The 14,892-nt window shown below is 50.7% G+C and carries 14 protein-coding genes; 1 reads left to right on the top strand and 13 read right to left on the bottom strand.

Features of this window, described 5'->3' with window-relative positions; all coding sequences use genetic code 11:
- Window position 1 precedes the first annotated feature (1 nt).
- The 10 genes from KJ970_07920 to KJ970_07875 are packed head-to-tail and all read right to left on the bottom strand — an operon-like array spanning window position 2 to window position 5,910.
- Entirely contained in the window at window positions 2-349 is a 348-nt protein-coding gene (locus KJ970_07920) for a hypothetical protein (GenBank protein ID MBU2690843.1), read from the bottom strand.
- A complete protein-coding gene (locus KJ970_07915) occupies window positions 346-1,836 on the bottom strand; it encodes a monovalent cation/H+ antiporter subunit D family protein (GenBank protein MBU2690842.1) in 1,491 nt (496 codons plus the stop codon). The genes KJ970_07920 and KJ970_07915 overlap by 4 nt, the downstream gene beginning before the upstream one ends.
- Window positions 1,837-1,848: 12 nt before the next feature.
- The gene (locus KJ970_07910; protein MBU2690841.1) at window positions 1,849-3,327 is read right to left on the bottom strand and encodes a monovalent cation/H+ antiporter subunit D family protein; all 1,479 of its coding nucleotides are present in this window, start codon (window positions 3,325-3,327) and stop codon (window positions 1,849-1,851) included.
- Between the two features lie 48 nt (window positions 3,328-3,375).
- On the bottom strand, window positions 3,376-3,759 hold the full coding sequence (locus KJ970_07905; GenBank protein MBU2690840.1) for a cation:proton antiporter subunit C: 384 nt from the start codon (window positions 3,757-3,759) through the stop codon (window positions 3,376-3,378).
- Window positions 3,759-4,193, bottom strand: coding sequence for a sodium:proton antiporter (locus tag KJ970_07900; protein ID MBU2690839.1), 435 nt, complete (start codon window positions 4,191-4,193; stop codon window positions 3,759-3,761). Before KJ970_07900 ends, KJ970_07905 begins: the two co-directional genes overlap by 1 nt.
- Complete coding sequence (locus tag KJ970_07895) at window positions 4,190-4,486, bottom strand: hypothetical protein (GenBank protein ID MBU2690838.1); 297 nt, start codon at window positions 4,484-4,486, stop codon at window positions 4,190-4,192. Before KJ970_07895 ends, KJ970_07900 begins: the two co-directional genes overlap by 4 nt.
- Window positions 4,483-4,728, bottom strand: coding sequence for a DUF4040 domain-containing protein (locus KJ970_07890; protein MBU2690837.1), 246 nt, complete (start codon window positions 4,726-4,728; stop codon window positions 4,483-4,485). Before KJ970_07890 ends, KJ970_07895 begins: the two co-directional genes overlap by 4 nt.
- Entirely contained in the window at window positions 4,725-5,027 is a 303-nt protein-coding gene (gene mnhG / locus KJ970_07885; GenBank protein ID MBU2690836.1) for a monovalent cation/H(+) antiporter subunit G, read from the bottom strand. The genes KJ970_07890 and mnhG overlap by 4 nt, the downstream gene beginning before the upstream one ends.
- Window positions 5,024-5,293, bottom strand: a complete 270-nt coding sequence (locus KJ970_07880; protein ID MBU2690835.1) for a pH regulation protein F — start codon at window positions 5,291-5,293, stop codon at window positions 5,024-5,026. Before KJ970_07880 ends, mnhG begins: the two co-directional genes overlap by 4 nt.
- A complete protein-coding gene (locus tag KJ970_07875; protein MBU2690834.1) occupies window positions 5,290-5,910 on the bottom strand; it encodes a Na+/H+ antiporter subunit E in 621 nt (206 codons plus the stop codon). Before KJ970_07875 ends, KJ970_07880 begins: the two co-directional genes overlap by 4 nt.
- A 369-nt stretch (window positions 5,911-6,279) precedes the next feature.
- Between KJ970_07875 and KJ970_07870 the strand changes: the two genes are divergently transcribed.
- Entirely contained in the window at window positions 6,280-8,835 is a 2,556-nt protein-coding gene (locus KJ970_07870) for a HAMP domain-containing protein (protein MBU2690833.1), read from the top strand.
- 98 nt (window positions 8,836-8,933) lie between these two features.
- Here the strand turns inward: KJ970_07870 and KJ970_07865 are convergent, their stop codons facing one another.
- From KJ970_07865 to KJ970_07855, 3 genes are read right to left on the bottom strand one after another with little or no spacing between them, the layout of a single operon-like run.
- Complete coding sequence (locus tag KJ970_07865; GenBank protein ID MBU2690832.1) at window positions 8,934-9,338, bottom strand: hypothetical protein; 405 nt, start codon at window positions 9,336-9,338, stop codon at window positions 8,934-8,936.
- Window positions 9,339-13,775, bottom strand: coding sequence for an AAA family ATPase (locus KJ970_07860; GenBank protein ID MBU2690831.1), 4,437 nt, complete (start codon window positions 13,773-13,775; stop codon window positions 9,339-9,341).
- 6 nt (window positions 13,776-13,781) lie between these two features.
- Entirely contained in the window at window positions 13,782-14,756 is a 975-nt protein-coding gene (locus KJ970_07855) for a hypothetical protein (protein MBU2690830.1), read from the bottom strand.
- Between the last annotated feature and the right edge of the window lie 136 nt (window positions 14,757-14,892).

Raw genomic sequence — 14,892 nt, 5'->3', positions numbered from 1 at the left:
ATCAGTCATAGATATCCTCCTTTTGCTGAAGGAATAAGGCGCCCAAGCTCTTTGCCACAATGATCAACAGAAGGCACCCGACAAAACCGAAAAGGGCGAAGAAAGCCGGAAACTCCAGCCATCCGCCTCCATGATCCTCGGAGCCGGGTGTTTCTTCGGCGCCCTGATTCCCGGAAGCGTGGACCTCTTCGAGGCTGTGATTCTCTGTCTGGGTCATCATCTCATGCCCGGGCGCTTCCGCCGTTTGTGCGTGATGGCCCGGCGGCATGAGGAACCCGGCGAGTATCAACGCCGCGGCGAGAAACCCTCCGACGGATAATTGCCGTGTTGTCGGTTTCTTTAATTTCATGGTCCATTTCCCACGACGGCGGCCGCGACGGTCTGCGCGAGGTACTGGAATCGGAAAAGCGCGTTGGGATAGACGCCGAGGATGATCGAGACCAGGGCGGTGATCGCAAGCGGCGCCACCATCCAAAGGCTCGCCTCGGAACGGCGCTGGTGGTCCTCCGACGAGCGGAAGAAGGCGGCATGCACAATCGGAAAGAAGTAGGCCGCGTTCATGACGCCGCTCAAGAGGAGCATCACCAAGAAAACAGCCTGGTCCGCCTCGAGCGTTCCCTTCGCAAGATACCACTTGCTGGCAAAACCATTGATGGGCGGGATTCCCGCCAATCCCAGCGCGCCGATGGTAAAGGCCGCCATGGTGATCGGCATCTGCCGGCCGATTCCGTTGAGCTGGCTGATCTGGGTCTTATGCGTTTGGACATAGATCGCGCCGGCGCAGAAGAAGAGTGTGATCTTCATCGTGGCATGATTGACGATATGCAACAGTGCGCCGGTCCAAGAGGCCGGACTGAGCAGCGCCGCGCCCAAGACGATATAGGAAAGATGGCCGATCGTCGAATAAGCGAGCCGGCGCTTGAGGTTGTCCTGTCCCATCGCTATAAGGGATGCGATGATTAATGTTAAACCTGAAATCCAAGCCAAAATTTGCCAGGCGCCGATTTCCTTCAGGAGGGTGGGGCCGAAAACGAATCCAACAATCCGCACCACCGCAAAGACACCCGCCTTCACGACGGCGACGGCGTGAAGCAATGCGCTGACGGGCGTCGGCGCCACCATGGCCGAGGGCAGCCAGGCGTGGAGCGGCATAAGGCCGGCCTTGACTCCCGCCCCGGCGATAAAGAGGCCGAAGAGGAACAGCAATTGTCGGGGACTCGCCGCGCCTGATTCCAGGACACTGTTGAGAAATCCGCCGCTCTTGAAATCAAGGGTGCCCGTCAAATGATAGGTCCACCCGGCCGCCACCAGAAAACATAGACCGGCCGATAATGTATAAACCAAGTACTTTCGGCCGGCCGCGATCGCTTCCTCGGTCTCCTTGTGGATGACCAGGGGATAGGTCGCGATCGTTAGAATTTCATAGAAGAGCAGGAAGGTGAGAATATTGCCGGCGAAGGCGATCCCCATGGTGGCGGAGAGGCAGACGGCGAAACTTGCGAAATAGCGGGTCATCTTCTTTTCGCCGGATCCCCTCATATAGCCGATGGAATAGAAGGATGTCAGCAGCCAGAGACTCGATGCGACCAGGGCGAAGATGATACCCAGCGGGTCGACGCGAAGCGAGAGATCGAGTCCCGACGCGATCCTGAGAATTCGGAGTTCGATGATCCCACCGCTCAGGATGGAGGGAAGGATGGAGATGACAAGCGCCAGCTTGGCAACAGCCGCAATGAGCGTCCACGCCTCCCGCAGATTCGGATGGCGGCGGCTCAAAATGATAAGGACAGCGGCTATCAATGAAACCAGGATGGCCGCCGCCGGCGCCCAACTCATCAAAAACTCCTCCTAGATTCCAGGCGGGAGGGCTTTTCTCAAGATGCCCTCCACAATAACGGCGTTGGCCAATCCGGCAGCGAGAATGCCGACCGCCAGTATCAGGGTTGGAATCAGCATGCTGACCGGCGCTTCATCCCATCCGGCTTGATCCTCCTGGCCATCGTCCTTCCGCGTGAGATAGATCTTTTCCAAAACGTTAAAGAAGTAAACCGCGTTTAGAAGACTTGAAACCAGGATCACGGCGACAAAAATCCACTGGCGGGATTCGATGCCGCCCAGTACGAGATACCACTTGCTGAAGAAGCCGGCCGCGGGGGGAAGCCCGACCATGGAAAGCGCCGCGATGGTAAAGGCCGCCATGGTGAGGGGCATGCGGCGCCCCAGTCCCGCGAATTGCGGGATGGAGATGGCCCCGTGCTTGTACCGGATAATGCCGGCGACAAGGAAGAGACAGGCTTTCATCAGGGCGTGATTCAAAATGTGCAACACGGCGCCGATGAATCCGAAGACATTCCCCAAGCCGATACCCAATCCGATATAGGCGACCTGGCTGACGCTGCTGTAAGCCAGCATCCGCTTAAGATCCTTCTGAGCGATAGCCATAATGGAGCCTGCGAGGATCCCGGCGGCGGAAACCCAGGCGATCCATGCCGTGGCTCCGAGGTCGTCCCGTATGAAAGCCGGACCCAAAACAAAGAGTAAGAGCCGGATCATGGCATAAGCGCCGACCTTGGTCATGAGGGGCGCGATTAATCCGGTTACAGTTGAGGGGGCGTATGTATAGGCGTCGGGCAGCCAAAGGTGCAGGGGGAAGAGCGCCATCTTGATGCCCATCGCGGTGACTAGAAAAACCGCGGCGAGTTGTACGGAGCGGAAGGAGGTAATCCCGCCCATCTGCGCGGCCATATCGGCCATATTCAGGGTTCCGGTCCTGGAATAAAGAAGGCCGATCCCGATGAGATAGAAGGAGGCGCTGACCGTTCCCAACAGGACGTAGCGGAAAGCCGCCAGCGGCGCCCGTTTCTCGCCTGTGGCCAGCAGGGCGTAGGCGGCCAGTGAGGCGATCTCGAGAAACACATAGAGGTTGAACAAATCGCCGGTGACAACGATGCCGAGCAGACCCGCAAGGAGGAGGGCCGACATACCATAGAAGGAAGTGTCGCGGCCGGGCAGTTCATCGCCGGCGCTTTTCTTGGCATAGATCATCACAAGAACGGCGACACAGGTTATCAGCGCGGCCATGAAGGCGGAGAGGGGATCCAGGACATACTCAATTCCAATGGGAGGCGCCCACCCCCCCAACTCATAGCGAAGCGTGCCGAATCGGAGAACCTGTTGAAGCCCGAGGAGAGCGGCGATTGTAGAACCCGCAAGGAACACCCAGAAAACGGGATAGGCCAGCCTGCGGTTGATGGTTCCACAGATCGTAACGACCAGCCCGCCGACCAGCAGGGTCATGGGGATGTAGAGGATCAGGCTAGGAGACATCGCGCCGCCCTCTGGAATTCCGTTCCATCCCCTTCACCGATCCCTGTATCATGACGAGCTTCTCTCCAAGATCTCATTCTCTTCCAGTGTGCCGAAGCGCCGCTTGATGAGGATCAGCAGGGCGAGAGAGACGCCTGTTGTGGCGACACTCACGACGATAGCGGTCAGCATGAGAGCGTGCGGCAGGGGGTTGGCGAAATGTTCTGGATTGATAGCGTGTTCCTGTCCGTGAGCGGCATGTTCGAGGATCGGTATCGTCGATCCCCATTTGGTTGAAATGATAATGTAAAACAGGATGACGGCTGTCTGAAGAATGTTCATGGCGATCAACTTCTTGACAAGATTGCGCTTCATGAGCATCCCAAAAAGGCCGAGCAGCAGCAGCAAGACAGTTGCTGCATAGGCGTAGTATCCCAAGAAGGCCTCGCTCATCACTCCGCCTCCGCTATGATCCGGTCAAAAAGGGTGACCATTGTCCCCATGACAGCGAAGAGAACCCCCGTTTCGATAAATGTAATTCCAAGGGAACGGAGGGAGGCCGCCTCGCCGCTGAAGCCGATCATTCGGGCGTAATCGAGAAAGTGGCCGCCGCCCAAGAGGCAGAGAATGCCGGTCCCCGCATAGATCAGCGTGCCGATGGCTCCCATGCGGACACCCCAGTCCGCCGGGAATTGCTCATGAGATGATTGCGGGCTCATTGTGATCCGGATCAGAAGGATGCTCGCTGCCAGCAGCGCGCCGCCCTGAAAACCGCCGCCGGGGCTGGAGTGTCCGTGAAAGTGCACATAAAGGGCGTAGAGCTGGATCAGAGGAACCAGGGCCCGGGCCATCACGGCCACGATGATGCTGTCGGTTCTCTTGATCACTTCTTCCGGCCCTCTTGCATCGTCCTCTCTTTCCGATAGAGGATCAGCATGCAGGCCAAGCCCGCCGCGAAAATAACCGTCGTTTCACCCAGCGTGTCATATCCTCTGTAGTCGGCCAGGATTGCGGTGACGATATTGGGTGTGGCCATGTCATGCTCGGCATTCTTTATATAATCAGGGGAAACATGTTCCGCCGCCGGTGAGTGAATATCTCCGCGGGGCGGCATGTCGGCGATCGTAATGATCATGAGGAGCCCGAAGGCGATGAGGATGATGTAGGATAGGATCTTCAATCCGCCGCTCTCCTACCTAGAACGAATATGGCCGCAACGAAGAGAACGCCGGTGATACCGGCGCCGATCACGGCCTCCGTGAAGCCCACGTCGACCGCTCCAAAGACGGTGTACAGCAGAGCCATGAAGAAGGAGTAGGCGGAGAGGGCCACGACCGCCGCCAGAAGATCTTTGACCCGAAGGGCAAGGAAGCCGGTGACCAGTGTGGCCGTCAAGAGCACGAAATCGACAACCCAGCTCATGTGCGGCCTCCCCGGGTCCAAGGCGCCAGCCCTTTTCTCAACGCCGCACGCGCGAGGGCGTGGCTGGCCGTCGGATTGCTCAATCCGACAAAGACAGCCACCAGGAGGATTTTTAGGCTGTCAATGTGCCATCCGTGATAGATCGCGAGACCGGCCATCGCCAGCAGAAGACCCAATGTGTCGGATTTGCCGACAGCATGCGTCCGCGAATAAAAATCGGGGAGGCGGATGACGCCGAGGCTTCCCACCGTCAAGAAGAAGACACCACCGATAATCAGAATGACCGCCAGAATGTTCATGGTTCAATTCCCTTTTTCTCGAGATATTTGGCGGCGGCAAGAACACCGATGAAGTTGAGCAGGCTGTAAGCGATGACGATATCGATGAACATCTCTACGCGGCCGTAGAGCATCCCCACAATGGTGAGAAGAACGAGTGTCTTGGAACCGATGGCGCCGGCGCCCAGCATACGATCGAAAACCGTGGGTCCCACTACAAGACGGTAGAAGGGAAGCACCATAACGATGCTGAGAATAATTGCGGTAATAGTGAAGAAGTGGTTCATCCGCCCAGTTCCTTCATCGTGCGAAAGATCTTCGCCTCACCAACCATTCCTTTTTCGTATCCATAGACCTCCGCAACCCGCTTCTGCATCGTTCCGGAGATCAGACTCCCCGCGGACGATTCCACAAGCGCGTGGACGAGGAACCAATCCTCCTGAATTTCCAACGTTAAAGTGCCCGGCGTTAAAGTGATCGAATTGCCGAGCATCGTCCGGGCAAGAGGACTGCGGAGATCGACACGGAACCCGACCAGCACCGGATCGACCGGCATTTTGGGGGAGAGGACGAGCTGGGCCACTTGCAGGCTGGCCATGACAATCTCTTTGATGAGCCAGGGGATATAGAGTAGGAGATGGCCCCAGTGAACGAGGGTGGGTGCGAATTCCCACCGGTCTTCATCCATATCGACTTCGACCGGGCAGCGGCGGACGGGGCCGTTGACCGCCAGCACGGCGACCACGGATAGAAAACCGAGACTGATATGCTCCACGTCGTAGTGGCCGGACAAGATCAGCCACAGGGCCATAAAGAGGATAAAGCGGATCACGAGATCGCGAAATCCGCCTGAATAGATCCCCTTAGCGGAGGGGATCTCTTGTGCGCCGCTCTTCTCTTCCATACCGACTCCGGGTTAAAATCCGGACCCAAAACCACCTGCGGTTGGCCGCGAAGGGCATCCGATTGAACACACGACCAGCTTGGCACGATAGGAGTATCGGCCCGGCGGCGCAAGGATTTGAATATTAGATTTTCTTGGGTATTTCCAAAATCAGGCCTGCTGGATTGATGCCTTGCGAACTCAGCCGTCTCAGCCGCGAGAAGTCCAGGTATCTTGAATCGTTTCAAGATCTAATGATCTTTAGCCGATTGGATCAAGGAGAAGAAGAGAGTTTACAAGAGTACTCATTTGGTGCGTTTTGCTCTGTATGGCCGCCAAAGTCGGCTGCCAGGGTCGGCACCCAGATTTGGCTATCAATGGAGGTCGGTGATGAGGTTTAAGGATCTTCGGATGAGACCGAAACTCATCGGATCGTTTCTACTGGCGGGTTTATTGCCCTTGATCGTTGTTGCGTGGTTCAGTTTGGATCGCGCGGAAAAGGGAATGATGACGCAGGCTTTCCAACATCTGGAGACGGTGCAGAAGATCAAATCGGCTCAGATAGAGGAGTATATTGACCGTTGCCGGAATGATCTCACACTCCTCGCGCGAAATCCCGATGTGAAATCCGCCTATCGCGCCTTCGAGGCCCATAAGGATTGGGGGAATGCCGGCTACGAGAATGCGTATCCCATCCAGTCGGATGAATATCACTACCTCTATACGACCTACGGTGAATACCTAAAAGTCTTCAACGAAACCTACCACTATGATGACACCTTTATCATTTGTTCCGAACACGGCCATGTATTGTATACAACCCGGGGAGATGACGACCTCGGTCAAAACCTTCGAACCGGCCCATTGAAAGGCAGTGGATTGGGAGAACTCTGGCGGACGGTTCTGGAGACCGAAGAGTTATCCTTCGTCGACTTCAGACCCTATCCACCGCGAGAAGGGAAACCCGTCGCCTTTATGGGGGCCCCACTGAGGAATTCCAACGGGGAGATCACAGCGGTTGTCGGTATGCAGCTTCCCATGGAACAAATCGATTTGATCATGCGGGAAAGAACCGGGATGGGGAAATCCGGAACGAGCTATCTTGTGGGCGCGGATGGGTTGCTGCGCTCAAATTCCTACTTCGAAGATGAGGAGTATTCTGAAAAGGTTTCGACATTCGAAAAGGCCGGTATCTACAAAGTGGAATCCGAGGCGATTTCGGCGGCCCATAAAGGAAGGTCCGGGAAAGCCGTCATCACACATCATGATGGCATGGTCCATCTCACCTGCTTCAGTCCGATTGATATTATGGGCTCGAAATGGGCCAGCATCTCTGAAATTCATTTGTCTGAAGTTCAAAGACCTATCCATAAAATCCGAAACGCCGTCGTCATTGTCGGTATTGTCACAATTTGCGCTCTCATTCTTTTCGCCCTTGGTATCGCCGCAAATGTTTCCGGCCCGATCACGAAAATAAGAGATTTGGCGCAGAAAATTGCAAAGGGGGATCTCCAGCAGCAAATCGATATTCAACAGGATGATGAGGTGGGGAGTCTGGCGGAAGCCTTCCGCGAGATGAGCGCCTCCCTGCAGAGCAAAGCCGATGTGGCGCGCCGCATTGCGGAAGGTGACCTGACCGTCGAGGTTCCAATCACGTCGGCGCGGGATAGCCTGGGGAAGGCCATGTCTGAAATGATTAAGAATCTGAAAATGATGAATCAAGAAATGGCGGTCTTGGCTCAAGCGGGGGTTGAAGGGCGATTGAATGTTCGGGGGGATACGACACATTTCAAAGGTGAGTACGCGAAAATGATTCAGAGCATCAACGAGACTCTGGACGCGGTCATCAATCCGGTTAATGAATCGGCGGAAGTTTTAACCAGGGTCGCATCCAGAGACTTATCCACCTACGTCAAAGGACGATACAAGGGTGATTACGCAAAAATTAAACAGGCGTTGAATACGGCGGTTCAGAACCTCAATGAGGGCTTGTACCAAGTGGCCATGGCGTCAGACCAGGTCACCTCGGCGGCCGCTCAGATCAATGCGGGGAGCCAGGCGTCGGCGCAGGGCGCGGCCGAACAAGCCAGCTCGCTCGAGGAGATCAGCAGCAGCCTCCAAGAGATGTCATCCGCCACAAAACAAAACGCGCTCCACACCAAGGAAGCCCACAATCTTGCCGATGGCGCGCGGTCCCGGGCAAAACGGGGAGAAACCAATATGCAGAACCTTTCCAGTGCGATGGCTAAGATTAAGGGTTCAGCCGATAAAACAGCGAAGATTGTGAAAACCATCGACGAGATCGCCTTTCAGACCAATCTGCTGGCGCTCAATGCCGCGGTTGAGGCGGCGAGGGCGGGCGATGCCGGAAGGGGTTTCGCCGTGGTCGCTGATGAAGTCCGGAATCTGGCTCTGCGCAGCGCCGAAGCGGCCAAGACAACGGCTCAGCTGATTGAGGATTCAGTAAAGAATGCGGATGAAGGCGTCACGATCAATGAAGAGGTCACAAAAAACCTCGAAGAGATTAACGAGCAGATTGATAAAGTCACAGAGGTGGTTGCGGAAATCGCGGAAGCTTCAAACCAGCAAAAGATGGGGATCGAACAGGTCAGCTCCGCTGTTGATCAGCTGAATCAGCTGACACAGCAGAATGTGACCAATGCGGAAGAATCGGCGAGTACTTCTGAAGAGCTGGCGGCCCAAGCGGAAGAACTGAAAAGGATGGTGCAAGGCTATAAATTGACAAAAGAGATATCCCAAACCAATGCTTTTCTCACAACGAATATCTACCCGGGTACCCTCCCGGAAACGGACCAGCCCCCTCTTCGGTTGATCCAATCGCTGGAGAGAGAGAGGAGCCGGAGGTGTAGGCCGCCGCGAATAACTCCAGAAGAAGAGATTCCTCTGGATGATGACGACGACCAGGATGTTTTATCGAATTTCTAGAGGGCGGGAGACGGGACTGTATCCCAATACTGAGGCATCGGCCATGGCGATCGGATCAGGAATTGCGGCGGCCTATGCCCTCCATGATGGGTCCTATTTCAATCTTGGTACATCAACTTGATTCGGCCCCAGCTTGTCGGCGCCACAGGAACATAGCAGCTGCACCCGGTCTCGGGGCAAGCTCCTATAAATCCATAACAACCGGATTCTGGGAATGCATTCGGTAGGCAGGGCGAGCAATCTTGAAGCGTGAAATTGCCGCTCTCCGGATGGCAGAATAATGGATCGTAAGAGATATTGCCGTTGAGAAGATAGGAATCCAGAATCAATTCGACCCAGTCTCCACCCTCGTTTCCGTAGATGTCACAGCAATAGAAATCCATCTCTGTCCCTTCTTCAAGATGGATGGATTCTCCCCCATTTCCAAAAGCGACAATGGTGCTGCTAAAAGTAAAAATAGTAAAAGGTACTATATCCATTGGATAATCACTACCTGCCTTCAATTAATCTCCCCCGATATATGGGGATGTTATACTTTTATCTCGGTCCCAGCGGTAGAAGTAAATAATCAGCTCAAAAATAATATGCAATCGGAAGTTGTCACTGGTTTCCTTTACGATACCATCCAATATCCAATGTCTTGCGACTTCGCCTGAATCCCTTCCCTCTGAATTGTCCTTTTTCTGATTGCTTATGCAACCTTCAAACGCCCTCTTTTTCTCTTCCAATTTGCTTTTATGAGGACTTTCCTTTTCGATGGCATTTTCATTCTTGGCTTTTATCGATTCGAGATTGCTTGTATCTAAGAATTGGCGCAACTCGTGATGAAGAGCCTGCTCGATTTGATAAAACGCTATTCTGGTCTGCCGAGCCTTGGCGAAGTATTTGCGAGAATTTAAGATATTCGTCGTACTCTTTTTGTGTTTCTTCTCCGACTTGTTGCTGAAAGCTTCCCGTAATTCGCGAGGTAAACAAGCAGGGTCATTATCGAGGACTTTATGCATGTAAGATTTCGATTCATCATTGTCACTTTGCTCCGAATTTTGCATGGGGTTTTCAACAGGAGAATTTTCCGGAGAAGATTGTGCATCTCTCTTGTTCATCAGCATAAATATGTGTTTTGAAATATTCTCAAGCGTTGCCTCGTATCTCATTCCGGTGTCTATGATCCCTCTTGTTACATTGTATGCTTCAGGATCAAGGCGTACATACTCCTCCTTTTCTAGTTCCCAGTCGAGAATGGGGATTCCTGTGTTTTCTCTAAGACGATGGTTGTAATAATCCGGTGAACTCATTGATTCGATGAAATTGCCACCTATTTCAGGAGATAAAGCACCCTTTAACATAGCAAGGAACCAGTATGTTACACAGGTTACACTTCTGTAAATTGTTCCAATTTCCTTGACTGTTGGACTCATATCGATAGGAGCTAATGGCAGGGGCAATATGTGGTAGTTTTTATCTCGTTGACGAAGTCCTCTGCGCACCCCCCTTTTGGGCAGAAGGCTGTACCAGTAGCGAGCTAGGACCGCCCTGTCGCGGAAATCCCCACCGCAGGGATTTTTTACTCCGGCATCGACAATCAGTTGGAGGATCAAGGTGAGAGATTCAACAAAGGGCGGATCATTAAGCTTTAGAACACGGGCGTTCGCGAGTTTTTCCCAATCTAGAACGCCATCCTCCTCTTCCTTGTCTCGTATGCTTTCTACGAAGGTCGCGATCCAGTGACACACATCCTTAAATTCAATTCCCCGGTCAAGAAATCCGTATTCTTTAAATTTGGACTTCAAATCGTTTAAAACATCCATATTGTTGCATTTCGAATCGTCTCCTTCATTTTGTAGAATCTTCGTAAAAGTCTCTAATAACTGGCTTTTCCATCTATTATTGTCACTACCATTAGCATTGCAATCTGGTCTTTTAAATGCTGCTTCGCATTTATTTGCGTAGTAATCAATAAGGTCGATGATTATAGTATCTCTGATTTTGTTGCGAAATTTCTCTCGGAAATTGGTTTTATGGAAAACGTTGTTGATCTGGATTTCAAAGATGTCGCCGCCAAAACTCCATAATAGTTCCATGAAAAAGGCCACAAATTCAGAGTGATGGTCCAGGGGTGGGAAAGCGAAGGCAATAGTCTTGTCTGATTCGTCATGTTCGCCTTCGATCTCCTTTAAACACCTATTAAAGCTTTTAATCCATTTAAGGAGTTTCGGCCAGGTGTAATATTTTAGTGTTGCGGGACTATAAGAAGTATTGTACCAGGATGCTTTCTTTTGGGCGTGTATTTCTGTGCAAACTTCATCCATATTACTCTGTAATGTGATTAGCTCTTGAATGGAATCTCTGATATTAGTCGAGCAATTATGATTATTGTCCGAAAATGTTGGGTTCTTATATGCCATGAAACCACAGTCACGATAACAGGGGATCGCATCAATCAAGAGTGATTCGTCAGGATTATGTGTGTTGGAAGTGGATACTTTCTGAGGTGCTTCTTGGCCTGTAGGAGGGAGGTAGAGGCGCCTTAAGTGATCCTGGCCTTTGATGCGATAGATCAAATCGCCCTTAACATAGTTCTTCAAACCATCCAGCCGGTCGGCGTCTCGAAAGGCTGACAGAACATAATCTGCAATACTAAGGACCCTGGTATTTGCATGCCCGGCGCTGTATTGCCCGCGAAAGGACCAGAATTCTGTATAGATACTTGGCTTTCGAACAAGCGTGAATTTGGGTTCTCCTCCCGGATATCGATTATATCTAAAATCCTTAATAATCGCTGAATTAACATTCTCTTCCGCTTTGTTCTCATAGAATAGTTTGAAGAATATTTCCGGTCGTTGTATGGAACGTGTATCTCCGGCAAGGAGATTCTCGTGATCCCATCCGCTATCATCAATTGAAATTCCGCTCCGTGCATCAATTGTCATTCGCATAATCTTGGATGTGTGTACCCGTCCTCTGGCTTTTTGCACATAAATCCCTCTATGGATTTCATTATGGATATCAAAATTGCGGATACAGAGAATCAGATCAACCAAGGAAGAAACCTGCTCTTCAATTTTGTCTATAGATCGGAAAAATGTGTCGGAACGGCTGATGAAGACTGTAGTAATATTCTTGACCCGAAGATAGGCAATCAAGCCGGATAGAAAGGTTTTAATGTCAGGTTGGCCTTTGGCAGAACTTCGTTCAAGCTCAGTTACAGAGTCAATAACCAAACGATCGATTTTGTAATCATCTTGGTTTGTGAGTATTTCTAGTTCATAAATGAGACGGTTTAGATCCAGATTTAGTGGAGTATAGTGTCTAATTATACAAGGCCCTAGTGAGCCACTATTTGTTGCACCATGGAGTGCGTTGTTTAGAGTTTCTCCAATTTGACCTTCGAAACCAGCCACAGCGAATCGAAGTGTATCAATATTGCCTTCAAGATTGAGCCAGATGGATTTGTGATTAATATCCCCCTTTCCTTCATTGATCTTGTTCACGATATTCTTCGTGTCGGGTCTGGAAATGAGGAAGTTGAGGCCGAGAAGGGTTTTACCCGAGCCGGCACTTCCCACAAGCAAGACGATTTCACCACGCTTGAAACCGAAACTCTTTCCAATATCAGGGCTATTATTTTCCGGGTGGTTTAATGTGGCCTTTGCCTGACGCGTATTTGATTTCTTGTCCCTGGAACTATCTGGCCCTCCTTTGGGGACACGTACCGGTAGAAGTTTATCAAGGCCCTCTGTGCCGCTACTAATAACGACCATTTCTAGTATATTTCTCTTTTGATTGCCATTACAGTCGGTATCTATGGTCTTTAGGGGGACTTCTTTTTCCTCCTCATTATTCAACTGCTCTGTATATACCGAGATATCGGGGAAGACATTGAAGCCAACTGTCAGGTGGGGGCCATGATTATTATGATTGCCTCGAGATATGAGGAAAGGCGGTTGCATCTTGATTTCTTCAGCACTGATTAGTTTTGCTGAATGGGGACCCCTAAAAGATCTTTGACCCCTAAGTTTGGCGACAGTTAAATAGATAATATCTCCAATCCATTCAAGTTCGAGAATCCCATCAACCTCATAATCCTCAAAAGCATTTTCCTCGCCCCTGTCTTCACCTAAAAATATAGCTGTAATACGCCGTGCTTTTAGAATACGAATAAATCTACGAAGAACATGGCGCGCACGTTCCTTGTCTGCAAGATCCCGAAAGCGGCTGATGGAGTCGACAATTATTAACTTGGGCAATTCGCGGTCGAGTAGTGCCGTGAGCTCATCAATGACGGCTTCTGGATCCTTCCACACAAGAGGAGCCCGAATTTTCCGAAGTGGACGTATAATATTCTTAAGATCATGTCGATTCCACCCGATCGGCACCTTTTCTGACTTCACGTCTTCATTGGAAGCGATATAGGGTTTCATATCGTGCAGGAGCTGAGTTACATCCTCTTCAAATGTCAGAAATCTGGCTCGTCGATTTGCATGGCGGAGTGCAATTTGAATACCCAATGTTGTTTTTCCAGTTCCTGGAGCCCCCTTAACAAGATAGCAATGTCCTCGAGGAAGACCATCCTCCGCTATTAATGAGAAATCCTTATTAAAAATCATCTGTGGGTCATCGCGACCAAGAATTTTATTCAAACCCGGGACACCAATGTCACGAAATGTATCTTCATGAATTAGGCGAGATAGAGCCAGTGGTTTACCAAGCGCTAGAATATCCTCGATTTTGGATCGTATTTCGATGGATTGCGCTGGGTCCTGAAGCTGTTCCCGCAAAATTTCAAGAATTTGACGAGTTTTGGGATCCGGGGAGAGTGAATATTGAACAGATGCTTCATCAAAGATCAAAATCCCCTTATTCACAAGCAAATTACATAATCCAGAAACTCTGCCCAATGGTATGCCTGTTAAATGCGCCAGCTCCATGTTCGAATACATAGCGTTTTACTCCAGGTCAAGAAAGGTATTAAGGATCGCCAGGATCTCAAAACTGCCTGGGATTAGCCCATCAGCGGTTTCATAGAATGCGCATTCTGGTTGCGGGGGCCGATCAAGTTTCTTCTGGTGTATAGAAGAAGGAGAGCATGAGCGGAGTGCTTTGATATTTTCCGATGTGAATGGAAAACGGGAAGATGCACTTTTCAATTTGCCGATCACGAAATCAATTGCTTCAATATTATCTAAGTTATTGGTTTCATTGTTTTTTATAGTATGTTTCTTGTAGAAGAAACGGATAACTGGGATTGGATCTTTATTTCGCTTGATGGGCGTATTTAGTTTTGAGAAAAACAATGGAATGTTAAAACGAATGACATCAAGAAATCCCAAATCATAAAAATCCTTTTCGTTGTGATAGCGAATGAGGCGGAAGAGTTCATCGGCCCAACTCTCGATCCACCAATATGTTATAACGATATCAAGACCTGCCGGCACTATTTCATTCTTGGCATTTGGCTTTTCTCCCGAATGTATCCGGACTGCCGCTGGATTGATGCGAATTGAATCAACAGGCAAGAACCTAGATGCCCGATATCTTGCGAATGGCGAGAGGATGCTGCGGGCGATATCTACGCATAGATAGCCTTCCTTCTCATCATGAGAAATGGCCTCTAGGAAAGTATGGAGTGGGGAATTGTTGGTATTCTGTCCAGGTCGATGAAGCCTTGATATAGTAATATCTGTTTTATCGCCGTATTGAAGGAGTGCCTCGGCAAGCATGGGATCGATGTGAATATTATTATTGACATCGAGTAACTCATATCCTTCCAAGCGTGAATCGATATTCTCTTTGCTGCGATATAGGTCGATGATCTTTTTGAGCGACTCACGGGCGCGAGCGAAGTAGCTCTGCCACCTGCGGAGGCTTTGTTTGATTGAATCCCCAAGGGCGAGATGTTTGATTACGCTATCTAGGCCCAATATAAGCGCGATTTAGGAGGTTTTGTAAGAGAAAGAGCTCGAAATGCCCGTCCAGAGGCGATAAATTGGTTGTACAAGAAACAAACAAACCGCCAAGGAGGGCATTTCGAGTGACTTCATTAAACCAGAAGAATCT

It is taken from the genome of Candidatus Eisenbacteria bacterium, assembly GCA_018831195.1.
In the GTDB taxonomy this organism is placed as follows: Bacteria; Eisenbacteria; RBG-16-71-46; order CAIMUX01; family JAHJDP01; genus JAHJDP01.
This window is presented reverse-complemented; position numbering and strand designations above follow the sequence as displayed.

Coding starts and splice junctions, on each gene's coding strand:
- mnhG (MBU2690836.1), bottom strand. CDS start 5,027: ATGAACATTCTGGCGGTCATTCTGATTATCGGTGGTGTCTTCTTCTTG.
- KJ970_07870 (MBU2690833.1), top strand. CDS start 6,280: ATGAGGTTTAAGGATCTTCGGATGAGACCGAAACTCATCGGATCGTTT.
- KJ970_07880 (MBU2690835.1), bottom strand. CDS start 5,293: ATGAACCACTTCTTCACTATTACCGCAATTATTCTCAGCATCGTTATG.
- KJ970_07905 (MBU2690840.1), bottom strand. CDS start 3,759: ATGAGCGAGGCCTTCTTGGGATACTACGCCTATGCAGCAACTGTCTTG.
- KJ970_07910 (MBU2690841.1), bottom strand. CDS start 3,327: ATGTCTCCTAGCCTGATCCTCTACATCCCCATGACCCTGCTGGTCGGC.
- KJ970_07860 (MBU2690831.1), bottom strand. CDS start 13,775: ATGTATTCGAACATGGAGCTGGCGCATTTAACAGGCATACCATTGGGC.
- KJ970_07875 (MBU2690834.1), bottom strand. CDS start 5,910: ATGGAAGAGAAGAGCGGCGCACAAGAGATCCCCTCCGCTAAGGGGATC.
- KJ970_07915 (MBU2690842.1), bottom strand. CDS start 1,836: ATGAGTTGGGCGCCGGCGGCGGCCATCCTGGTTTCATTGATAGCCGCT.
- KJ970_07920 (MBU2690843.1), bottom strand. CDS start 349: ATGAAATTAAAGAAACCGACAACACGGCAATTATCCGTCGGAGGGTTT.
- KJ970_07890 (MBU2690837.1), bottom strand. CDS start 4,728: ATGAGCTGGGTTGTCGATTTCGTGCTCTTGACGGCCACACTGGTCACC.